At 58.9% G+C, this 21489-nt stretch carries 20 protein-coding genes; 9 read left to right on the top strand and 11 right to left on the bottom strand.

All coding sequences use genetic code 11. The features are described from left to right. Window positions 1-1072: 1072 nt before the first annotated feature. The 8 genes from P2W41_RS16725 to P2W41_RS16690 all read left to right on the top strand — a co-directional run bounded on the left by P2W41_RS16725 (window position 1073) and on the right by P2W41_RS16690 (window position 9195). The gene (locus P2W41_RS16725; RefSeq protein WP_404933828.1) at window positions 1073-1708 is read left to right on the top strand and encodes a GntR family transcriptional regulator; all 636 of its coding nucleotides are present in this window, start codon (window positions 1073-1075) and stop codon (window positions 1706-1708) included. Between the two features lie 3 nt (window positions 1709-1711). Next, complete coding sequence (locus P2W41_RS16720; RefSeq protein ID WP_404933827.1) at window positions 1712-2653, top strand: dihydrodipicolinate synthase family protein; 942 nt, start codon at window positions 1712-1714, stop codon at window positions 2651-2653. A gap of 5 nt (window positions 2654-2658) precedes the next feature. Then, window positions 2659-3402, top strand: a complete 744-nt coding sequence (locus tag P2W41_RS16715; RefSeq protein WP_404933826.1) for a type 1 glutamine amidotransferase — start codon at window positions 2659-2661, stop codon at window positions 3400-3402. A 19-nt stretch (window positions 3403-3421) separates the two neighbouring features. After that, a complete protein-coding gene (locus tag P2W41_RS16710; RefSeq protein WP_229450487.1) occupies window positions 3422-4456 on the top strand; it encodes an ABC transporter substrate-binding protein in 1035 nt (344 codons plus the stop codon). Window positions 4457-4524: 68 nt separating this feature from the next. Then, window positions 4525-5655: a M24 family metallopeptidase gene (locus tag P2W41_RS16705; protein WP_404933825.1), complete on the top strand. Its 1131-nt coding sequence runs from the start codon at window positions 4525-4527 to the stop codon at window positions 5653-5655. A 32-nt stretch (window positions 5656-5687) separates the two neighbouring features. After that, entirely contained in the window at window positions 5688-7355 is a 1668-nt protein-coding gene (locus P2W41_RS16700) for an ABC transporter permease subunit (RefSeq protein ID WP_404933824.1), read from the top strand. Between the two features lie 80 nt (window positions 7356-7435). Beyond that, window positions 7436-8377, top strand: a complete 942-nt coding sequence (locus P2W41_RS16695) for an ABC transporter ATP-binding protein (RefSeq protein ID WP_404933823.1) — start codon at window positions 7436-7438, stop codon at window positions 8375-8377. Window positions 8378-8406: 29 nt separating this feature from the next. Then, window positions 8407-9195 (top strand): SDR family oxidoreductase, encoded by a 789-nt coding sequence (locus P2W41_RS16690; protein ID WP_404933822.1) that lies wholly within the window; start codon window positions 8407-8409, stop codon window positions 9193-9195. Window positions 9196-9263: 68 nt separating this feature from the next. Here the strand turns inward: P2W41_RS16690 and P2W41_RS16685 are convergent, their stop codons facing one another. From P2W41_RS16685 to P2W41_RS16675, 3 genes are all read right to left on the bottom strand, one after another. After that, entirely contained in the window at window positions 9264-11189 is a 1926-nt protein-coding gene (locus P2W41_RS16685) for a TRAP transporter permease (RefSeq protein WP_404933821.1), read from the bottom strand. A 67-nt stretch (window positions 11190-11256) separates the two neighbouring features. After that, the gene (locus P2W41_RS16680; RefSeq protein ID WP_404933820.1) at window positions 11257-12207 is read right to left on the bottom strand and encodes a TAXI family TRAP transporter solute-binding subunit; all 951 of its coding nucleotides are present in this window, start codon (window positions 12205-12207) and stop codon (window positions 11257-11259) included. 61 nt (window positions 12208-12268) lie between these two features. Further along, window positions 12269-13141 carry a fumarylacetoacetate hydrolase family protein gene (locus P2W41_RS16675; RefSeq protein ID WP_404933819.1) on the bottom strand — a complete coding sequence of 291 codons (873 nt, stop codon included), beginning with the start codon at window positions 13139-13141 and terminating at the stop codon, window positions 12269-12271. A 129-nt stretch (window positions 13142-13270) separates the two neighbouring features. Between P2W41_RS16675 and P2W41_RS16670 the strand changes: the two genes are divergently transcribed. After that, the gene (locus tag P2W41_RS16670) at window positions 13271-13945 is read left to right on the top strand and encodes a FadR/GntR family transcriptional regulator (protein ID WP_229450495.1); all 675 of its coding nucleotides are present in this window, start codon (window positions 13271-13273) and stop codon (window positions 13943-13945) included. A 36-nt stretch (window positions 13946-13981) separates the two neighbouring features. Here P2W41_RS16670 and P2W41_RS16665 read toward each other — a convergent pair whose 3' ends face one another. From P2W41_RS16665 to P2W41_RS16630, 8 genes are all read right to left on the bottom strand, one after another. Then, window positions 13982-14206, bottom strand: a complete 225-nt coding sequence (locus P2W41_RS16665) for a hypothetical protein (protein ID WP_404933818.1) — start codon at window positions 14204-14206, stop codon at window positions 13982-13984. A gap of 119 nt (window positions 14207-14325) precedes the next feature. Then, window positions 14326-15840 carry a tripartite tricarboxylate transporter permease gene (locus P2W41_RS16660; RefSeq protein WP_404933817.1) on the bottom strand — a complete coding sequence of 505 codons (1515 nt, stop codon included), beginning with the start codon at window positions 15838-15840 and terminating at the stop codon, window positions 14326-14328. Beyond that, entirely contained in the window at window positions 15837-16289 is a 453-nt protein-coding gene (locus P2W41_RS16655) for a tripartite tricarboxylate transporter TctB family protein (protein WP_404933816.1), read from the bottom strand. The genes P2W41_RS16660 and P2W41_RS16655 overlap by 4 nt, the downstream gene beginning before the upstream one ends. A 25-nt stretch (window positions 16290-16314) precedes the next feature. Beyond that, the gene (locus P2W41_RS16650; protein WP_404933815.1) at window positions 16315-17292 is read right to left on the bottom strand and encodes a hydroxyacid dehydrogenase; all 978 of its coding nucleotides are present in this window, start codon (window positions 17290-17292) and stop codon (window positions 16315-16317) included. Then, complete coding sequence (locus P2W41_RS16645) at window positions 17285-18586, bottom strand: Zn-dependent hydrolase (RefSeq protein WP_404933814.1); 1302 nt, start codon at window positions 18584-18586, stop codon at window positions 17285-17287. The genes P2W41_RS16650 and P2W41_RS16645 overlap by 8 nt, the downstream gene beginning before the upstream one ends. Next, window positions 18583-19380, bottom strand: coding sequence for an aspartate/glutamate racemase family protein (locus P2W41_RS16640; protein WP_223019581.1), 798 nt, complete (start codon window positions 19378-19380; stop codon window positions 18583-18585). Before P2W41_RS16640 ends, P2W41_RS16645 begins: the two co-directional genes overlap by 4 nt. A gap of 23 nt (window positions 19381-19403) precedes the next feature. Continuing rightward, on the bottom strand, window positions 19404-20198 hold the full coding sequence (locus tag P2W41_RS16635; RefSeq protein ID WP_404933813.1) for an HpcH/HpaI aldolase/citrate lyase family protein: 795 nt from the start codon (window positions 20196-20198) through the stop codon (window positions 19404-19406). 172 nt (window positions 20199-20370) lie between these two features. Further along, entirely contained in the window at window positions 20371-21327 is a 957-nt protein-coding gene (locus P2W41_RS16630; protein WP_404933812.1) for a tripartite tricarboxylate transporter substrate binding protein, read from the bottom strand. Window positions 21328-21489: the final 162 nt, after the last annotated feature.

The raw sequence follows: 21489 nt of genomic DNA, 5'->3' as shown, positions 1-21489 counted from the left end.
TCCTTGGCTTCGCAGTGGAACCGTAAGCGGACAGGGATTCGAGATGAGACTCACGCTTGAGAGAGAGGTCATATCAATAACCTACAGCGAGTCTCTTTGGTGAAGGCTCGGACCTGCATGCCGGTGAGGTTCCGGATGCCCCCTCTGCTAGCGCACTACGCGCTTGTCAAAGCGGGATATTTCAATAACCGCGGAGCACCGGTCTAGAGCATCGACTACACGGTGACGAGGAGCAGGACTTATTCCCGCACATTCGGTATAGACTGGACGCAGGCGCATTCTCAGAAGACAAAGAGCGTCGAGGGGGATGCGCGTTGCACCTTACGTTCGTGAGGCAGAGTGGGCCTATCCGCGCGCTGGCTGGACAGGAAGCTTCCGCAATTTCATGGAAAAGGCCGGTGGCTGCGGTAGCCCCATCCTTCAGACACTCGAAGATAACATGCTTCGATATCAGTCCCACGGCTCTTGATGTCAGCGATTTGGGGCGCAGTTGATTTCGGTCCAAACGGCTGCGCCCTGTCATACACGGGTCAAAGATGCAAGGTTCCATCCATGCATCCAGAGACCGCAGTGCTCCGGTCGCCGCTGGTTTTCTCACTTCCGCTTACCCGCCGCACGAGAGCGCATCTTGCTGCTGTCGACGGGGAATCCGTCGCCCTGACCGGGGGAGTGGCGGAGTTCTGAAGTTCAAGAAGTCAGCGTCGCTGGTGGTAGACCGCCTTCTGGGCTGAGGAGCGCCCGACCGGTCTATCGTCTAGGGGTTGAGTCTTGAGCGGTTCACCATTTCACGGAACCGCTGCTCCGTTCTATTTATCGACTTGTCGCGTTTTTGCGGACGTCAGGGAAGTTTGCCTCGCGGGCAGCAAGAACGGCGTATCCCGATCTTCCTTCCCACACTGCTTTTCTAAAGCTGCGGTCCCGCCGGGGCGCGGCCAGTGGATAGTCTGCGGGCCAATGCAGGACGGCGGAGGGCACCGGCCAGCCCACACTTCAATCATGCTAAATATTGACATGGACGACATTTGGTATACCAATGGAGTATCAAATATATTCTCAACGGGTCGCTTTGATGATGGACGCAGAAGTCAAGGGGCTTTCCCACGAAGCTTACGAGAAGATCGCAGCGATGATTCTTTCAGGAGAGCTAAAGGGAGGAGTGGTCCTGAATGACCGCCGCCTCTCGGAGTCCCTTGGAATTTCAAGAACCCCTGTGCGTGAAGCGCTGGGGCGTCTGGAAGGTGAGGGCTACCTGGTGCGGTCGGGGCGGACGACGATCGTCAGCAAGATCGACCTGCAGGATATCCTTCAGATCATCTCCGCGAGAATTCTCATCGAAGGTGAAACGGCGCGACTTGCCGCCGAGAAAATCGACGAAGCGCACCTTGAGGCCATGCGTGCCGCAGTGGAGGCGCTTCTTACGAATGAAGATGCGAGTTCGGATGAGCATTGGGGGGCGGACGATCTCGTGCATCTCGGAATCGCCGAGGCTGCCGGCAACATCTATCTGGCCCAGATCGTCGCCAATCTTCGCAAGCGGACCAGAATTTTCGGAATGAAGCGCATCCCTTCGCGGTTTGAGCCGGGGATCCGCGAGCATCTCGCGATCATCGACGCACTTCATCGGCGTGATGCTCACGCTGCCAGCCGTCTCATGGCAGAGCACATCGCCAGCGCGAGAGACGGCATCATCAATAGCTTTGTAGGGTAGGAAATGCAGAAGATTAATAGACGCTCCGAAGGCGTTTTCGTCATCTCGGTCACGCCGTTTCAAGAGAGTGGCGCACTGGATCTGGATGGCGTGGAGAGGCTGGTGGATTTCTATCGGTCGGCCGGTGCGTCGGGGCTCACCATCCTCGGTATGATGGGCGAGGCGCCCAAACTGTCTCAGGAAGAAAGCACTGCTTTCGCCAAACGGGTCATGAAGGCCTGCCCGGATATGCCTGTCGTGGTCGGTGTCTCCGCTCCTGGCTTCGCTGCAATGCGGGATATCAGTGCAGCTGTCATGGATGCAGGTGCTGCCGGTGTCATGATCGCGCCGCCATCGAGCCTTCGAACAGATGACCAGATCCTGAACTACTACCGACAGGCGGCGGAAGTGATCGGTGCCGAGACACCGTTTGTCGTTCAGGATTTCCCGCTCGTCACCAATGTCGTGATCTCGCCTTCGGTTCTTCTGCGTGTTTTTGCGGACAACGCAAACGCCGTGATGCTCAAGCATGAGGATTGGCCGGGCCTGTCGAAAATTTCAGCGCTGCGCGCTGCCGAAGCGGAAGGGGCGAAGCGCATCTCGATCCTGACCGGCAATGGCGGCCTCTTCCTGACTGAGGAAATGGAACGCGGCGCCGACGGCGCCATGACCGGTTTCGCCTATCCCGAAATGATGATTGGCGTCACCCGTCTGGCAAAGGCTGGCGAGCATGAGCGTGCCCGCGATCTCTTCGACGCTTACCTGCCGCTTGCACGCTATGAGCAGCAACCCGGTCTCGGTCTGGCGATCCGCAAGCATATCCTTTGCCAGCGTGGCGCAATCCGCAGCGCCCAACTCCGACCGCCAGGACCGAAGCTCTCGCAGCAGGATCTGAGTGAAATCGAAACACTGATTGCGCGCCAGACAAAGCGTCTTGCGATGCTCGAACTGAACGAAGGAATGTAAGGCGAATGGCCCGGCTTCTCTATTTGCAAAACGGCACCAGCCAGCAGTCCGTCGCCAAGTTGGACGAACGCTTCGAAGGATACGGCCTGCAGGTCGACCGCTTCTGGGCCTATCAAGGCGAGTTTCCCGAAAATCTCGACGAGTATGACGGAATATTTCTGTCCGGCAGCCCGCACGGCGCTTATGAGGATATCCCGTTTATCGCGCGTGAACACGAGCTGATCCGCTCTGCGGCGGAAAAGCAAATCCCCATGCTGGGCATCTGTTTCGGCAGCCAGATCCTGGCTTCGGCGCTGTGCGGCAAGGACCAGGTGTTCCGTCGGTCCTTCTGTGAAGTCGGCTACAAATGGCTGCCGACCTCCAAGGCCATCAAGACGGATGCGATCACCAATGAATGGGGTGATAGCGTCTACATGTATGTCTGGCACAATGACGAAGTTCGTCATGAGCATCCGGACATGACCATCCTTGCCAGTTCGGATCTGTGCCCAAATCAGGTCTGGCGCTTTCGCGACGAAGCGATCTGGGGAATCCAGGGCCATCCGGAAATCTCGCTTGAACAATCCCGCATCTGGTTTGAAGAAAATCGCGATCGCCTCATCAAGGATGGAGCCGATATCAGCGAGCTCAACCGCACGGCGGATGAAGCTGAAATCGCAAAAACATCTCTGAAAAAATTCGCCGATTTCGTTCTCGATGCCGCGAACGCGCAGAAGAGACCCGGGAGTGGCCTCCTGACAACTGCTTAAAACAAAAAGAGAGGAACACATGAAAACGATCAAGACAATGTTGCTGGCCGGCGCCTTTGCAGCCGGAGCGCTTGCCGCGCAGGCAGAGGAAATGGTTTTCGCAAGCTGGGGCGGAAGCTATCAGGAAGCCATCTCCAAGGCATGGCTACAACCGTTCTCCGAAGAGACAGGCATTGACATAATTGAAGATACGGAGCCGGAAGTCGCCCGCATCAAGGCCATGGTTGAGACAAATTCACTGGAGTGGGACGTGGTCACCGGCGGCGGTTCCACGCTCATGCGTGGGGTGGCGTATGACCTGTTCGAGCCCATCACGGAAGAGATGGTGGATCAGAGCCATGTCATCGAGGGCGCAAAAAATGAATATGGTGTCCCCTCCGAGATCTTCTCCACGGTAATCGGCTATTCGAAAGAAGCCTTCCCGGACGGTGGGCCACAGACTTTCGCCGATTTCTGGGATGTGGAGAAGTTCCCCGGAAAACGCGCCCTGCCTGACCGTGCTGCAACGGTTCTCGAAGCCGCGCTTCTGGCCGATGGCGTGGCTCCGACCGACATCTACAAGGTGCTGGACACGGAAGAAGGCTTCCAGCGGGCGCTCGACAAGGTTAGCTCGCTGCGTGAACACGTGGCTGTCTGGTGGTCAAGTGGTGCTCAGCCGGTTCAGGCTCTGGGGAGTGGCGAAGTGGTGATGGCGCTTGGCTGGAACGGGCGGTTCCAGGCCGGCATGGATGAAGGCCTCGACATCGAGATGTCCTGGGCAGAGTCGATCGCGCAAGTGGGGTATTTCATGATCCCGCGCGGGGCGCCTAACCGCGAGCAGGCAATCAAGTTCCTCAACTACATGGTGCAGCCCGAAGCTCAGTCCCGCTTCAGCGAATATGTCGCTTACGGGCCGGTGACGGACAAGGCCTGGGAGTTCATCGATGATGAGCGCAAAGCGCGTCTTCCCTCCACGCCTGAGCGCTTGGAAAACGCCATCTTCATGGACATTGCGTGGTGGGCCGACAATGCGACGTCGGCGTCAGAAAAATACACGCAAATGCTGCAGAAGTAGCAGCTGCCTTCGGGGGGCTTATGCCCCCCGGTCTTTTCAATCTAAACGTATCCTAAGAAGGGCATCGCATGGCGATCGATTCCTATTGGTTCGCACGTGAGGAATACACGCAGCGTCTGGAACGGGTTCAGGCCGAACTTAAAAAGAGAAACCTCGATGGAATGCTGGCTTTCCTGCCGGAGACCGTCACATATCTGACCGGGTTCTTCACGCGCGGCTATGGTTCCTTTCAGTTCGCGATCATTCCGGCATCCGGCAATCCCACACTGATCTGCCGGGACGTCGAAGAATACTATCTCGACGCGACATGCATCTTTCCCGACCGCGTCATGTGGACCGATAGCGACGACAAGAACGCTCTTTCTGTAGAAGCTGTTTTATCACGTATCGGCACAGCCCCCCGATTGGGCATCGAAATGGCCGCCTGGCCCCTTTCGGTGAAGCGTTTCGACGGCATCAAGGCGGGTCTTCCCGGTGCAGAATGGATCGATTGTTCCGATATCGTCAGCCGGATGAGGCTGATCAAGTCGCCGGCGGAAGTCGCCTATCAGCGCAAGGCAGCCAAAGCGGCAGAGGCTGGCATGACTGCCGCCATCGAAACCGCGAAGGAAGGCAATAGCGAGCGCGAGATGGCTGCCGCCATCTGTGCGGCGATGGTGCGCGGTGGCAGCGATTTGCCGGGCCCGGGCGTGCTGTCCTCGGGCGAGCGCGCTTTCCACCTTCATGGAGGTTACACCGACAGGGTGTTGTCGCGGGGCGACATCGTTCAGGTCGAAACCACCCCCAACAGCCATCACTATCATGCGCGCTTCATGCGTCCCATCCGGGTTGGCGAAGCGAGCGACGAGGATCATCGCGTCGTTGAAACCCTGATCGAAATTCAGGACCGCGCATTGTCGGAAGTTCGCCCGGGCGTGGCCGCCACTGTGCCGGATGCGATTTATCGCGAAGGGGTCCTTGGTGCCGGCTTGCGTGAAACCTACACCAACAAGACCTTCTACTCGGTCGGGCTTCTCTTGCAGCCCAATGGCGGCGAGCCGCTTGAGGCCGAGCCGAAGGCCACATGGACCTTCCAGCCGGGGATGACCTTCCACACCTATGTGCTGGCAAGGGGCTTCGGCATGTCCGAGACCATCCACATCACCGAGGACGGATACGAGCGCCTCACCAACTTCCCCCGTCAGCTTTTTGTCAGCTGACGGGAGGCGAAAGCGGGTCGGAGAAAGCGCCGATGAAAATCACGTCAAACAAGCGCCCGGTCTTCTGGGCCTGGATTGCGGTCGCACCCCTGTTGGTCTTCCTGGGGGTCCTGTTCTTCTTTCCGGTGCTTTCTCTGCTCGGTATCAGTTTTGGTGAGGAACAGCTGACTTTCGAGCACTACCTGCGGATCGCCGAGGTTCCGGTCTATCGCAGGGTCCTCCTCAATACATTCGTGATCTCCGCGCTCGTCACGCTGCTTTGTGTGATCGTTAGCTATCCTGTGGCTTACCTTCTTGCAACGGTCAGCCCGAAGGTTCGTAAGATCCTGTTCATTGTGGTGCTGTTGCCGTTCTGGACGAGTGCACTGGTGCGCACGACGGCGTGGATCATCCTCTTGCAGCGCAAGGGGGTTCTGAACGATCTCCTGACGGGTGCCGGTCTGATCGATGAGCCCATCGCATTCGTCTACAACCTCTCAGGCGTGCTGATCGGCATGACACATGTGTTGATGCCCTTTGTAGTGCTGCCGCTTTTTGCCGCCTTCATCAACATCGATCGCACCCTGATCGAGGCTGCCGAGGGGCTCGGTGCGGGGCCTTACAGCATCGGGCGCCGGGTGATCATGCCGCTCACCGCACCGGGTGTCATCGCCGGCGCAACCATCGTCTTCCTGAATTCCATTGGGTACTACATCACCCCGGCTCTGATGGGTGGGCCTGGCCAAACCATGATCGCGATGCTGATCGCCGACAATATCAACCGCGATCTCAACTGGAGTCTGGCGGCTGCGCTCTCCGTAGTGCTGCTTCTGTGCACCGTTGCGATCTTTGTTGTGTTCCAGCGCGTGTTCGGGCTGGAACGTCTGCTAACGGGCAGTGCGTCTCGCGGTTCGACCGCAAAATTCTCCATTGGCAACAATGGGCGCACGGGCGGAGGGTGGCTCACCTTTGCGTGTGGTGTGGCCGTTCTCATCTTCCTGATTGCGCCCATCCTAATCGTGTTTCCAATGAGCCTTGGTTCCTCGCCCTTCCTCAGCTTCCCGCCAGAAAGCTACAGTTTGCGGTGGTTTCACAACCTCTTTGAAGAGGCCAAGTGGATGAGGGGTGTCTTCAATTCACTGCAGGCCGCCGCCGTGGCCGTCAGCTTCTCGGTCGTACTGGGAACGCTCGCCGCGATCGGCACCATGCGTCTGGGCAGGCGCATGCGCCCCTGGCTGGAAACGGTCTTCATCCTGCCCATGGTCATTCCGGTGATCATCCTGTCGGTCGGCCTTTTCTACATGCTGGCGCCACTCGGTGTGATCGGAAATCCGGCAACACTGGGGTTGGCACACAGTGTTCTGGCGGTGCCCTATGTATTCATCACCGTCCGCGCTTCGCTTGTTAGCTTCGATCGCAATCTGGAACTCGCGGCTCTCAATCTCGGCGCAAGCTGGCCGGTCATGTTCCGCCGCATCATGCTCCCGGCGATCATGCCGGGTGTGGCAGCCGGGGCGGTGTTCGCTTTCATTCAGTCGTTCGATGATGTCGTTCTTGCGCTGTTTCTCACCAACATTCGCTCTCGCACACTGCCGCGTGTGATGTTTGAGGGCATGGTCCATGAGATCGATCCGACCATCATCGCTGCCTCGGCCATGATCATCATGCTTACGCTGACATTGCTGGCCATCAACCTCGTTCTTTCGCGGAGACAGTCCTAATGGAGAATTCGTCATCGGCGCGCTACGGCCTGCAGGGAAGACCTGTCACAATCACAGGCCTCAACAAAAGCTATGGAAATTTGAGGGTTCTGCACGATATTCATCTCGACATTGCAGCGGGCGAATTCTGCACACTTCTTGGTGCATCGGGTTCGGGCAAGACGACGATGCTCAAGGTGCTTGCCGGCTTCGAACCCTTCGATAAAGGGCGGCTTGAGGTCGGTGGCCGCGACATCAGCAACGTCCCGGTTTCCAAGCGCAATATCGGCATGGTGTTCCAGAACTATGCCCTCTTTCCACATATGAGCGTCCGCGAGAACGTTTCTTTCGGCCTCGACATGCGCAAGGTTCCCGGCGATGAACGACTCAGGCGTGTCGACGAAGTGCTTGAGCTCGTCAGTTTGCAGGATTTCGCCGACCGGCTTCCCGGTTCACTGTCAGGCGGTCAACAGCAGCGTGTTGCTCTGGCGCGGGCTCTGGTCATTCGTCCCGACATTCTTCTCATGGATGAGCCGCTGGGCGCGCTCGACAAAAATCTCAGGCAGTCGATTCAGTTGCAGTTGAAGCAGTTGCATCGCGAACTCGGCGTTACGATCGTCTACGTTACTCATGATCAGGAAGAGGCACTGCACCTGTCCGATAAGATCGTCATCATGGACGAGGGGCGGATCAAACAATCAGGCCCGGTGCGTGAGCTCTACTTCAAACCGAACAGCAGTTTTGTCGCGTGCTTTCTGGGCGAATGCAATTTGCTGAAAGACACCAACGGCAGAGAGTTCGGCATTCGGCCTGAGGATATCCGGCTCCGAGCGCCGGGCGAAAAGGCAGCGCATCTGGTCAACGCGAATGTGGAGACCGTTGTTTTCACAGGCGCTGCCAGCAAGATCATCGCGCGGGCCAACGACACGATGATTTCCGCCAATGTCGCAAACTCAGCCGCAGTCGAAGGGCTGGAGCGCGGCGCGCCGGTGGAGTTTGCGTTCGATGAGGAGCGCGTCCTCCGTTTCGGCACCGCGACTTAGTTTCAACCGTCAGAAATAGGTTTGACAGAATGGATTTGAAGATCAAGGGCAGGAAGGCACTGGTTCTCGGTGCTTCCCGCGGGTTGGGGCTTGGCATTGCCAATGGGTTGGCAGCTGAAGGCGTGGACGTCATGCTGTGTGGGCGCAGCGCAGACCTCCTGCAAGGCAATGCTGCCGAGATAGAAGCCAACCACGGCGTCGCAGCGCATCACCTTTCTGCCGATCTGGCAGATGGCCGGTTTGCCAAGCGGGTGGCGGAGCATGCGGGTGCGCAGATGGGTCGCGTCGACATTCTGGTAAACAATACGGGCGGTCCGGCACCGGGCAAGGTGACGGACATGACCGCAGACGATCTTGCCCGACAGGCGCAGATGATGATCTTCGGCATTATCGAACTGACTAACCTGCTTCTTCCCTCGATGCGGGAGAATGGTTGGGGACGCATCCTCACCGTCGCTTCGTCTGGCGTCGTGCAGCCTATTCCTAATCTCGCGATGTCGAACACGCTTCGCTCGGCGCTCGTCGGCTGGAACAAATCCCTGTCAAACGAGATCGCGCCCGATGGCGTGACGTGCAATCTGATTGTGCCCGGTCGCATTCACACGTCGCGCGTCGACCAGCTCGATGAAGCCGCCGCCAAACGCACCGGCAAGGCACTGGATGAGGTGCGTGCGGGCTCAAGGGCAGCGATCCCTACTGGCCGCTATGGCCACGTCGAGGAATTTGCTGACATGGCCACATTCCTTTGCAGCGACAGGGCGGGCTATACGACCGGCTCCATCGTCAGATGTGATGGTGGGGCAATCAAGGGCGTGTGAACGGAAGGGTCCGGGGATCGGCCTGAAGGACCAGCCGATCTCCGAAAGAGCACGTGTGGGTAAGGCGGTCAGGTCACTTTGCCTTGAGCCAGATCCGTTTTTTTCCTCGAAGCGAAGAACCACGCGATTGCCAGTGCGGCGAGTGACCCGCCAGCAAGATCGACTGCGAGATTTGCCGGGAACATCAGAAGCAGGCCCGCTATCGCGAACACAATGCGCTGGCTTCCCGATAATGGCCCGCTGATGATCATCGCTCCCTGCAGCGATATTGCAAGCAGAACGGCGCCGATCGTGTAGAGGCCGACCGTGTAGATGATTTCGTACCATTCTCCCTGCAACAGAAGTTCGGGCACATAGGCAAAGCTGAAGGGCATGAGCACCAGCGTTGCCCCGAATTTGAGCGCTGCCATGCCGGTTTTCATGGGCGGCGCGCCGGCAATTGCGGCACCCGCAAAGGCGGCGACACAGACAGGCGGTGTGATGTTGGACAGGCACGCCGCATAAAAGACGGCCAGGTGCGCAGCGATCATAGGCACTCCCAGCTGAATCAGCGCCGGTGCGGCGACAACGGAAAGGATGATGTAGGACCCGGTGGTGGAAGAGCCCATTCCGATGATGATCGACACGAGGGTGACCAGGCACAGGGCCCAGAACAGGTGTCCTCCGGACAGTTCGATGAGGACCGCGGAAAATTTCAATCCGAGGCCCGCCAGCACGATGCCGCCAATGATGATGCCGAGCGTGCCGATGGCAGCGCCGGCGGCAGCGTTGCTTTGTGCGCCGCCAATCAGGCCCTTCAGCACGGCAGAGGGCCCCATGCGCGTGTCCCGGTGCCGCCAGGAAAGCACGGCTGCACTGACCGTACCCCAGAAGGCGCAGAACTCGGGCGAATAGCCGTTGAACAACAGGCCAAGCACCACGCCGAGCGGCAGGAAGAAATGCCAGCCCTTCTTCACCACATCACGAACGTGCGGTGTCTCGGATGCCGGGAGGCCCTTGAGACCCAGTCGCACCGCTTCCAGATCCACCATCATCAGAAGGAAGGTGAAGAACACGAGCGCCGGGATCACGTTCAACAGCGCAATGGTCAGATAGCTGGTTTCTGTCAGGGTGGCCAGAATGAAGACGCCCGCACCCATGACCGGCGGCATGAACTGGCCGCCTGTCGAGGCGATCGCCTCGATGGCGCCGGCATCATGCGGCCGGTAGCCGGTCCGTTTCATCAACGGGATCGTGAACGAACCGGTCGTCACCACATTGGCAACGGAGGAGCCGGAAATCGAACCGAAGAACGCGGATGTGATGACGGCGACTTTCGCCGGCCCGCCGCGCCATCGGCCTGCGACCGCCGTGCCCAGGTCCATGAAGAATGCACCCGCGCCGGAGCGTTCCAGGAATGCGCCGAAAATCATGAAGGGGAAGACAAAGGTGGCGAAGGTCGCGGTCACAACGCCAAACAGCGCTTCCTGCGTGGAGAAGGTGAATTCGATGATGCGTTCGACAGACATGCCGGGGTGGGCCATCTGGCCGGGTAGGTAACGACCCAGATAAAGCTGCAGCAGAAAGGCGATGGCGATCAGCGAGATGACCGGCCCCAGGGCGCGGCGGCTCGTTTCCAGCATGACCGCAATGGCGATGCCGCCCATCACAAGATCCATCTGGCTGGGATTGGATACGCGAAACATCGCATAGCTGACGTATTGGTTGATCCAGTAGCCCACCGAGACTACGGCAAGACCGATCAGCACCATGTCTAGCAAGCTCGGACGGGATGCGGGCGAGCGTTTGCTGGCCGGGTAGATCAGAAACACCAGCACCGATGTCAGCATGAGATACACGCCGCGATTGCTTTGGGTGGAGATGAGCCCAAAGCCGGATGTGTAGAGATAGAACAACGAAAAACCGGCGGCGATGAGATTGAATGCCAGCGCAAATGGACCATTCAGGGTTCGTTTCGAACCTTCGACGCGGAAAAGCCAAGAGAAACCAGACATAGAATGCCGCCTCTAATAAAGATGGCCCCGACCTTTGTGCCGGGGCCCATGGAAGAATTCTGCAGGCTTATTCGGGCCACTGGCCCTGTTCGCGATAATAGGCCTCCGCGCCGGGGTGCATGGGAGCACCGAGCGACTGGAAGTTTTTCACGTCTGGTTTCATCTGCGCCCAGGCCTTGTGTCCCTGTGCGAGAACGTCCTGCTTCTCATAGGCTGCAGAAACCAGGCTCTTGACCACATCGCTTGGTACGCGTTCGTGTGCGACCCAGTAGACGGTGGTATAGGGCATCGCGGTTTCAGGAACACCGCGATAGGTGCCCTCCGGCATGGCGCCGCCATGGTAGAAGGGAAACTTCTCGGTGATGGTGGCCAGTTGCTCGTCGCTATAGGCGAGCACGGTCACGTCGCGTGTTTCGGCCAGTTCGGTCACCGCTGCCGCGGGCGAGGATGACTGGCAGAATGCGTCGATCTGGCCGTTTCCAAGTGCGCGGCCAGCATCGGCAAAGGTCATCATCTGCGGCTTGATGCTGTCAAGCATGCCAAGTGCTGTCAGAATGTTCGAGCAGTTGAAGACGGTGCCGGAGCCGGGCGGTCCGAGCGCCACTGTCTTGCCAGCAAGGTCCTCGAGATTCTCGATGCCGCTGTCTCCCAAGGTGACGAAATAGGTCGGCCCCTGATAGGCCATGGCAACACCGCGCAGCATGTCACCCTTGGCTGCATTGGCGAAGGGGCCTTGCTGATCCTGCGCCATGTAGACATGGCTGCCATAGACGATCCCCATGTCCAGTTCGCCCTTGATCAAACGAAGAGCGTTTTCGGTCGAGCCGCCGGTGGTCACCTGCGTGATGTTGATGTCCGGCAATCCCTTGCCAAGCTCCGTTCCCGCAACGCCGACCATGTAATACATCACGCCGCCCGGGTTGGATCCTCCCCATGCTACTTCGGTCTTGTCCTGTGCGTGGGCACCAACGATGCTGGCGAGACCAGCGGCTATGATGCCTGTCAAAAGCCGTTTCATGTTTTCCTCCTCCATATTGTAAGCATGTCCGCTGCGAACCCGCAGGGCGTTGACCCAGAACCTAGGTGCTGGAAAGGCGGCATTCGTTTTTCAACGTGCCGATTCCTTCGACAGTGACCTCAACAATGTCGCCGGCTTGCAGGTATTTGGGTGGCTTGAACCCGATACCCACGCCCGCTGGTGTGCCGGTGGCGATGATGTCGCCGGGCTTGAGGGTCACACCCGCCGAAATCGTCTCGATGATGGTCCCGATGTTGAAGATCAGAAGGCCGGTGTTGGAATCCTGGCGAAGCTCGCCATTGACGCTGCACTGGATCTTCGTGTTCGCGACATCCAGGTCCTGCTTTAAAACCGCCCAGGGCCCCATGGGCCCGAACGTGTCCTGAGACTTGCCAACCAGCCATTGGCTGTAGCGGGATTGAAGGTCGCGAGCGGTCACATCATTGATGATCGTGTAGCCCCAGACATGATCGAGCGCGTCCTCGGCGCGAATGCCCTTGCCACCCTTGCCGATGATCACCGCCAGTTCGGCCTCATAGTCCACGGCATCCGACACTTTCGGGTCGAGTACGATCTGTTCTCCATGGGCAATCACAGACTCCGGAACCTTGGAGAACACGATCGGGAACTCCGGGACCGCCCCTTTGGCTGCGCTGGAATCGAACCCGCTCGCGGAGAATTCATGAGCGTGTTCGAAGTAGTTCTTGCCGACACAGAATATGTTGCGCTCCGGACGCGGGATGGGTGCGCACAATTCGAGCCCGCTTAAGGGAACAGGTGTGCCCGCCTGGGGCAGAACGTCCCGGCCGATCAATGAAAGAACACCGCGGGATGCCTGGTCCTGATCCAGCTCAAAGGGTGTGACAGTTCCGGATTCCTCATCCACCTGACCCACCAGCCATTTTTGCCCCGTTCTGAATGTCCCGATCTTCACCACTCTTCCTTTCTGATGCTATATTGGAGATATGGTTTAATCCAAAAGATGCCAATCATCAAGTTCATTGCTTGAAATGTCTAAAAATGATCAATATTGGTATATTTTGGTTCATTTCCAGAGGTGAACATGGCACGTGGAAATTCGGACGACCTCGCGTCCCTGCTGCATTTGAGGATCAAGGAGGGAGAATGGGGGCCGGATGAGCGCATGCCCACCGAACGAAGTCTGGCCGATGAGCTCGGCGTTGCCCGCAACACGATCCGCAAGGCGCTGGATCAACTTGAAGAGGCAGGTGTCGTCGTCCGGCATGTGGGCCGGGGGACCTATGTCAAGACCGATCAATCGAGGACGGATCTTCATCGGATCGTCGAGAAGATGAAGCAATCGTCCCCCGCGGACATGATGGAACTGCGCATGCTGATCGAGCCGGAGGCAGCCAGCCTGGCGGCGATGAATGCCGGTGCAGGCGAACTTGCCAAAATCAGGAAGGTGCACGAACTCGCGATAGCCGCGGCCGACATGCCTTCCTTCGAGCATTGGGATGCGGAGTTGCACCGGTTGATATTTGAGTGCACGCGCAATGACCTGCTTTATCAGGTCCATGAAATTCTAGGTGTCCTGCGCCTGCAACCACTGTGGTTCGAGATGAAGCAGAGATCATTTTCGGAAGCCCGGAAGGCGACCTATTGTGCCCAGCACGAAGAGCTGGTTGTCAGCATCGAAAAGAGGCTCGGTGAAGAAGCGCGAGAAGCCATGCGGGCACACCTCGTTTCCGTACGGAAAAACATGCTGGGCCGTTAAAGCCGGGACGTTGGGCAAGCCGAGGCCGGGTGGCTTTTAGCCGATCGTGCGCCTTTCGTTGACGATCTGCTCGAAGATGCGCACCCAGCTGCGTGTCCCCCGACGGGGCCGCTCCACGTCATAATGCTCGTTCGGCGCGTGGATTGCGTCGCTGGAGAGAATGAATCCTATCACAACACAATCCAGTTCCAGCCCCTGGCTTAGCTGACCGACGAGTAGAATGGCCCACCAATACCTTTCAGCATGGTCGGCACCGGTCACTCAGCCTCAAGGCCCCGCGCGGCAGCTTTCAGACATAGATTGCTCTGGGAAAGGCGCAGTGCGGTGGATGATGATGTTTCCGTCACGGACCGATCCCATCCAACCGCGATGTCCTCACCCTAGTCCTGTGGAAGTTCTTTCGCCAGGCGCCTTCTCCAGCCTTTTGTTGCCAGGGGAAGAAGCAGAAGGATCAGCGCCAGTAGCATGATCGTCAGAGTGAGTGGCTGTTCCCAGAATATTGAGACATCGCCTCCCGAGATCAGCAGGCTCCGACGGAGATTGGCCTCCATCAACGGCCCGAGAATGTACCCAAGCAGCAGCGGCGCGATCGGGAACTTCAACAGGGAGAGCGCGTAGCCCAGCACACCAAGTACACCCACCATGATCACGTCGACATAGGAAGAATTCACCGAATAGATGCCGATTGCGATGAAGACGAGAATGCCGGGATAGAGGATGTGGTAGGGAATTTTCAGCATCGAAACCCACAGGCCGACCAGCGGAAGATTCAAGATCAACAGGATCAGATTGCCGATCCAGAAACTGGCGAGCAGCCCCCAGAAAATTTCGGGATGCTGCGGGATCAGTGTCGGTCCAGGCGCGATACCGTGAATGAGCAGTGCGCCGAGCATCAGCGCCGAGGTGGCGTCGCCGGGAACGCCCAGGGTGAGGGCAGGGATAAGCGCAGTCTGTGAAGCAGCATTGTTGGCGCTTTCGGGCGCAGCCACGCCCTCGACGATACCGCTGCCGAGCGCGTCCCGGTTTGGCCCGACCCGTTTTTCCACCGCGTAGGCCATGAAGGCGGCAATGGTGGAGCCGGCTCCTGGCAAGACACCGACTAGGGAACCCAGAACGGATCCTCGCCAGATCGGCGCATGCGAGCGGCGCATATCTTCCCGGGTGGGCATGAGAGATCGGAGCGTGATCTTCTGTTTGGCCAGCCACTCGGCCGAATCCGAACCGATCGAGGCGATCACCTCGCTGGCGCCGAACATGCCCATGGCGACGAGGACCAGCGGAAGGCCGTCGTAGAGGTAGGGCATGTCGAATGCAAAGCGGATCTGACCCGAAATCGTGTCGGTTCCCATCAGCCCCACAAGCAAGCCAAAAACCACCATGGCCAGCCCCTTGAGCGGTGCATCGCCAATGAGCGTGACAGCCGCGATCATGCCAAGAAGCATCAGCGCAAAGTAATCGGCAGAGGTCATCATCAGTGCGAACTTGCTGAGCGCCGGAGACAGCACGGCCATCACGACAATCGCAAAACAACCGCCAGCGAAGGAGGCGATGGTGGTAATGCAGAGCGCAACGCCAGCGCGGCCGGCCCGGGCCATGGGATAGCCGTCGAGACAGGTTACCGATGCTCCGGCCGTGCCGGGCAGATTGAGCAGGATCGAGGCGGTGGAGCCGCCATATTGCGAACCGTAGTAGATGCCTGCCAGCATGATGATGGCAGTGGTCGGATCGAGATAGAAGGTCAATGGCAGCAGCATGGCGATCGTGGCCAGAGGACCGATACCCGGCAAGACGCCAATAAATGTGCCCGCGGTTACACCCAGGAAACAGAACAGCAGCGTTTGAGGGCTGAGCGCTGTGGCAAACCCCTGGCCGGCATGCCCGATGAACTCCATCATAGTGAAAGCTCCAGCACTGGAATGGGCAGGCCGAGCAGGGCGATAAAGATCAGCCAGCACAGAAGCGCCAGTGAACACGCCAGGATGAAAACACGCCCGAAGTGAAATCGGTTGTCCGCGAAACGGGCGATGAAGGCAGACACAAGTATCGCCGGCACAAGGCCGAAAGAACCGATGAGCAAGGCGAAACAGGTGAGCGACAGCATGACAACGCCTGCCGCTCTCCAGTTGGGCTGCCGAATGCTGCCGGTCCTGCCAACCGAGCCGGCGATGATCCCGAGGCCGAGCAACACCATTATGATCCCTAGTGCCAGCGGAAAGGCGCCTGGGCCGATGTTGGAAATCCTGCCTATCGGGTATTGAGAGCTGATGCCGGCGGTCACCAGCCCGATCAATGTGACCAGCACACCGCCGATGGCGTCTGTTGGTTCCAAGCGTATTGATCTCATGGTGTTCCCCTCGCTTTGCGCGATTTTATGTTTTTCTGCGTTTTTCCCAGACAGCGGCGTCGACGAGGCTCTCCGGACGTTTGTCTGCCAGCGCATCGACAATGTGCTGCGCGCAGGCAAGAGCCGTGGCTTTCAACGCATCTTCGGTAGAGCCTGCGACATGCGGCGCGAGCACAATGTTTCGAAGCCCTGTAAGCGGCGAGCTTTCATCCAGTGGCTCCGGGTCGAACACATCAAGGCCCGCTGCGCGGATCACCCCGCTCTCGAGCGCTTCAGCCAGAGCAGCTTCATCGATGAGCGCACCGCGCGCCGTGTTCACCAAGATGGCGTGAGGCCGCATTTTACGCAGGGTTCCAGCGTTGATCATGTGGAGCGTATCGGGGCGGGCGGGTCGGTGCAGCGAAATGACGTCGGAGCCTTCCAGCAGGGCATCCAGCGTTGCAACCGGCTCGAAACCATTGTCGCGAATGGCACCATCGTCAGCGGAAGGCGACCAGACAAGGACCTTCATCGCGAAACCATTCTTTGCGATCTCGCCAAGCAACCGGCCGATGGTGCCGAAGCCGGCAATACCGAGCGTCTTGCCAGTCAACTCGCTCATGCCGCCTTCGAACTTGAAGCGGAAATTGCCGTTTCGCGCTGCATGATCGGCCTCGACCGTGCGCTTTGCGCAGGCGAGGATCAGCATCATCGCGTGTTCGGCGACGGAACGGGCATTGGCCGTTGGCGTGAAAGAGATCGGGATCCCGAGTTCTGCGGCGTGCGCGACGTCGATCTTGTTGGTGCCTATGCCGTGATTGGCTATGATTTTCAGGTTCTTAGCGCTGTTCATCGCCTCGGCGTTGAGCCCGGCATCGCGCGTGATCAGGGCATCGGCCGTTTCGATTTCGGCTGCGACCGTTTTCATGTTCTGTGCGCTTGCGCGCCGAACCCTTATTCCCGCAGCCTCAAGCGCTTCTTCGCCGGCGGGGTGGATCGGCTGGACAATCAGGCATTCAGGCATGTGAGGTCTTCTCCATCGGTTGGCAGTCCCTGAACATTGGCGGTTCTGCATCCATTGCAGCTCCCAGAAGACGGGTGGCGACCGCGAAATCGGCCATCTCCATCGCTTCTTCAGGGTTGTGGCTACCGTTGTGATTCCGTACGAAAATCATCGCAGAGGGGATGCCTTGAAGAGCAAACGTCGCCGTATCGTGCCCGGCACCGGAGGGCATGACGCGTGCGTCAATTCCGAGCGCTTCAGCCTTGTCCATCATTTCGGAAATCAATTCCGCATCCATGGGTGCTGGCGTGCTGGCGGTGCGCGGTCCCAGGTCGAAACGTGTGGATGTCTGCTGCTCGACATTTGCGACCTCGCGCAAAACGACGCTCTCAAATGCCTCAAGTGTCTGCGCACTGGCGGAACGCACATCGAGGCTGAAATCGACGCGACCGGGAACCTTGCTGAAATCCGCCTGTTCGCCATCTGTCGAAAGCTGCCCGAATGTCAGCGCCAGATCAGCACCGTTTTCTTCAAACGCCGACCAGTGCGCATTCAATCGTTCGATGAAGGCTGCGGCGGCCGCAACTGCGTCGTGGCGATGGGCCCGCGGTGTTGCGCCCGAATGGCTGTACACACCATTGATCCGGGCGTGCCGGTAGCGGAAACTGCCGCGAATGCCATTGACAATACCGACCGGCTGATTGGATCCCACGAGCACCGGCCCCTGCTCGATATGCACCTCGATGAAGCGGCTGACGGTCCGTGGATCAAGGAGACAGGTACCCGATGCGAGTGCCCGAGGATTGCCCCCTGCCGCCTCGATCGCTTCGCCCAGTGTCACGTCCCGGTCGAAGCGCTTCAGCTCCAGCGCTTCGGCTGGAAGCTTTCCGAAAATGGCCTTGGAGCCCGGATAGGAAACCGGAAACCAGGCTGATTCCTCGGCCCGAATGGCGATGACGACGGTGTCGCGCAGGGGCTTTTTTCCTGCTTGAAGCCAAGCTGAAAGCACGCTTATCCCGGCAATGACCCCGGCTGCGCCATCGAAATTGCCGCCACGGGGAACACTGTCGAGATGCGAACCGGTCATCACGGCCGGCAGGGAACGATCCTCGCCGGCAAGCGTGACATAAAGGTTCATGGCCGCGTCCGTGCGTGTTTCCAGCCCCAGGTCCCGGGCCGTCGACGCGATCAGATCATGCGCAAACGCCTCGCCCGCACCATAGCTGTCACGGGTAATGCCGACGCCGTCCGATGTGGCTTCGGCAAGTGTGTCGAACAGCTTCCGGGCAAGCGAAATGTCAGGCTCGACGGTCATTTCGAAGCCGCGGTGCCTGGCAGGTAGAAATCGGACTGGGTGATCGGATCGAGACACTCACGCAGCAGCCGACCGTGTCCTTCGATCACGTCAGTAAGACCCATCAGGCGCAAACTCGCCCAGAAGCAGGCCTGGTTGGAGGTGATGACGGGTTTGCCAAGATCCTGTTCGATCTGCTCGATGACATCGAGCGTGGCCAGGTTGGTGCAGGAGATGAAGATCGCTTCGGCATCAGGCCGGTCGATCATGCGGGCAAGGCGGTAGACCTGCTGCGGCGGAACCCGGCCGATGCCGCGCCGCTCTTCCTGTGTTTCGCCCAGCCGAAGTCCGTGCAGGCTGGTGCATTCGAAGCCGTAATCTTCGAGAAACTGCTTTTCGCTCTCGTTGACGAAATCAACATAGGGTGTTCCGACGGCAACTTTCTTGACCCCGAGGGCATTGAGCGCGGCGATCACCGCGCCCGCCGTAGCGCAGGCCGGGGTGTTGGTTTGTGCCGACATGCTGTCGAGCAATTCCGGCATCGGGCACACAATCGATCCCGACGTGCAGCCATAGACGACGATGTCGACCTCGGCCGTGGCAAGGCGCTCGGCCGCCTGCGCGAGGGCATCGGCCATCTTGTCGTAGCTTTCCTGCGTGGCATTGCCGAGCAGCAACACCCGGTCGGTGTGGATCGTCACCCCTTCAGGCGCCAGCCGCCAGAATTCCGGTTCGTTGACCGTGTTGGTGGACGGCAGAATGAGGCCGATTTTTCCGCGCCATCCATAGGCGCTGTACATGGAGACAGCTTTCATGCGTCTGGTTCCTTTGTCTGGCGTCAGCGTGAGGCCGCGGCCTTGAGCCCGGCGGCAAGCGGCGAAAACGTGTTGAAAATGGCGTTGGCGTCGTTGGAGAGCGGCACCCACTGGATCCCGCGATCGATCCATTTCTTGCCGGCTTCGATGGATTGGCACGAAAAGCCCCAGGGGATGTTCTTCTGGGTGCAGACCTCGATCACCCGCTCGGTGGCTTCGGTCATCAACGGATGAGACACCTGGCCGGGAACGCCAAGATTCTGCGAGAGGTCGTCGGGACCGATCATGATGGCGTCGAGCCCATCGACATCACAGATTTCCGGCAGTGCATCGAGGCTGTCGCGTGTCTCGACCATTGCGACCATCAGTGTCTCGGCGTTGATGTGCGCGATCTGCTTGTCGATGTCTTCGTAGCGCAGATAATCGGTATGCGACCCGCGCAGGTTCAGGATGCGCTCACCGCGCGGGTAGTATTTGGTCACTTTCATGATGGCATCGAGCTGCTCAGGGCTGTCGATACAGGGCAGGAGCAGGCCTTGCGCGCCGGCATCCAGAAGCCGCGTCATGTCATGCGGCTTGTGGCCGTCGGGCCGAGCGATCGGCACGATGCCGGATGCCCGTGCAACCAGGGCCATCGCAGACACGTCCGAGATCGAAAAATCGCTGTGTTCCATTTCCAGGAGAACGAAGTCGAGACCGGTCGCAGCCAGAAGCCTCATCATTTTTGGATTGCTGACCAGGGTGGCCCAGGTGCCAAAAACCGGTTTGCCGTCGCGCAGCAATTTCTTGACGGGGTTGGAGGCAATTTCTTCGATCACTGTGTTCTCTCCGGATAGGCATGGGAGCCGGAAGCCTAGCGCTCCGGGCTTTGTGAGGTTCGGCTGGTCTGGTGGTGAACGAACGGTATCCCGCTATTGCGGAGCGCTTGGGGTCGTTCGACGCGACCGGGAGCCCGAAGCGAGACGCCGTGTGGCGTCCCGCCTGATGCTTTTACTGGTTCCAGGGCGTGGTTTCCCAGAGTTCGTGGAAGCTTTTGTCCAGGCCCTCAAGGATCGAGACGTAACGATCTGATGGAATGAAGCGGGCCGGAAGATTGGCCTGTTTTGCGATCTTCAGATACTCTGGATCATCGCTGACCTTCTTGAGTGCGTCTTCCAGCTTCTCTCTGACCTCATCGGGAAGGCCGGCCGGAGCTCCAATGCCGCGCAGCGAACCACCGATCACCGGATAGCCCGCGGAAGTGAAGGTCGGAACGTCCGAAGCCATCGGCGAAGCTTCGTCGGCCATCACGCCGAGGATGCGCCAATCCGTCCCTTCGGAGAATGTCAGAGCCTCACCAAGATTGGCCGTCGTTGCCATGATCTCGCCGGAGAGCAAAGCGTTGCGACCGGCCGAGGAGCCATCAAAGGGGATTGGCAGTAGGTCGACGCCGGCAGCCTGCTCCAGCAGCAGAGTGTTGATGTGGCCGGCCGAGCCCGCCCCCTGTGTTGCAACCGTGACGCGGCCGGGCTTCTCCTTCGCGGCGGCCACCAGGTCTTCGATTGACTTGATATCGCTGGATCCAAGGACGTTGATAGTGCCGGGGTCTTCGGCCATCGCAGCGAGGAAATCGAAACTGTCGAGCGAGAACTGAGCCTCACGTTCGATCGGTATCGTGATGATGCCAGGCGTGTTGATGATGCCAATCGTGTAGCCGTCGGGGTCGGAGCTTGCGAGTTCGGAAAGTCCGATCTCACCGCCAGCACCCGGGCGGTTCACGACAACGACAGGTTCTCCCAGTTCCTTTTCCAGAAACTGAGCGACCGTGCGCGCATTGAGGTCCGTGCCTCCTCCGGCGGAGAAGGGAACGATCAGCTTGATCTGCCGGTCCGGATACTCGGCAACAGCAGGCGTCGCGGCGATACCGATCGCCATGGCGGCGATCAGGGCGAGAGGTTTGAAGGTCATGTGGTTCCCCTGTGTCTTCGGTCTGTTGGCACTCGGCTTCTTCGGCAGATGTGCGGTTTGATTTTCGGGCGCGGCTCAGCCCGATGGAACAAGAATATATATTGCTGATACTCTGTCAATATATTAAGTGAATATTGGAAGATTGAGGATTGAGTGCAATTT

The organism is Nitratireductor sp. L15S-10 (assembly GCF_045011005.1).
Classification (GTDB): Bacteria; Pseudomonadota; Alphaproteobacteria; order Rhizobiales; family Rhizobiaceae; genus Nitratireductor.
Note: the sequence above shows the minus strand (reverse complement) of the source record. Positions and strands in the feature narration are given on the sequence as shown.

What these genes read in the sequence shown, in the direction of transcription:
- P2W41_RS16645 (WP_404933814.1), bottom strand. Translation starts at nt 18,586, where the DNA reads ATGACCGTCGAGCCTGACATTTCGCTTGCCCGGAAGCTGTTCGACACA.
- P2W41_RS16725 (WP_404933828.1), top strand. Translation starts at nt 1,073, where the DNA reads ATGGACGCAGAAGTCAAGGGGCTTTCCCACGAAGCTTACGAGAAGATC.
- P2W41_RS16715 (WP_404933826.1), top strand. Translation starts at nt 2,659, where the DNA reads ATGGCCCGGCTTCTCTATTTGCAAAACGGCACCAGCCAGCAGTCCGTC.
- P2W41_RS16705 (WP_404933825.1), top strand. Translation starts at nt 4,525, where the DNA reads ATGGCGATCGATTCCTATTGGTTCGCACGTGAGGAATACACGCAGCGT.
- P2W41_RS16720 (WP_404933827.1), top strand. Translation starts at nt 1,712, where the DNA reads ATGCAGAAGATTAATAGACGCTCCGAAGGCGTTTTCGTCATCTCGGTC.
- P2W41_RS16670 (WP_229450495.1), top strand. Translation starts at nt 13,271, where the DNA reads ATGGCACGTGGAAATTCGGACGACCTCGCGTCCCTGCTGCATTTGAGG.
- P2W41_RS16680 (WP_404933820.1), bottom strand. Translation starts at nt 12,207, where the DNA reads ATGAAACGGCTTTTGACAGGCATCATAGCCGCTGGTCTCGCCAGCATC.
- P2W41_RS16690 (WP_404933822.1), top strand. Translation starts at nt 8,407, where the DNA reads ATGGATTTGAAGATCAAGGGCAGGAAGGCACTGGTTCTCGGTGCTTCC.
- P2W41_RS16640 (WP_223019581.1), bottom strand. Translation starts at nt 19,380, where the DNA reads ATGAAAGCTGTCTCCATGTACAGCGCCTATGGATGGCGCGGAAAAATC.
- P2W41_RS16700 (WP_404933824.1), top strand. Translation starts at nt 5,688, where the DNA reads ATGAAAATCACGTCAAACAAGCGCCCGGTCTTCTGGGCCTGGATTGCG.
- P2W41_RS16630 (WP_404933812.1), bottom strand. Translation starts at nt 21,327, where the DNA reads ATGACCTTCAAACCTCTCGCCCTGATCGCCGCCATGGCGATCGGTATC.
- P2W41_RS16655 (WP_404933816.1), bottom strand. Translation starts at nt 16,289, where the DNA reads ATGAGATCAATACGCTTGGAACCAACAGACGCCATCGGCGGTGTGCTG.
- P2W41_RS16650 (WP_404933815.1), bottom strand. Translation starts at nt 17,292, where the DNA reads ATGCCTGAATGCCTGATTGTCCAGCCGATCCACCCCGCCGGCGAAGAA.
- P2W41_RS16660 (WP_404933817.1), bottom strand. Translation starts at nt 15,840, where the DNA reads ATGATGGAGTTCATCGGGCATGCCGGCCAGGGGTTTGCCACAGCGCTC.
- P2W41_RS16710 (WP_229450487.1), top strand. Translation starts at nt 3,422, where the DNA reads ATGAAAACGATCAAGACAATGTTGCTGGCCGGCGCCTTTGCAGCCGGA.
- P2W41_RS16685 (WP_404933821.1), bottom strand. Translation starts at nt 11,189, where the DNA reads ATGTCTGGTTTCTCTTGGCTTTTCCGCGTCGAAGGTTCGAAACGAACC.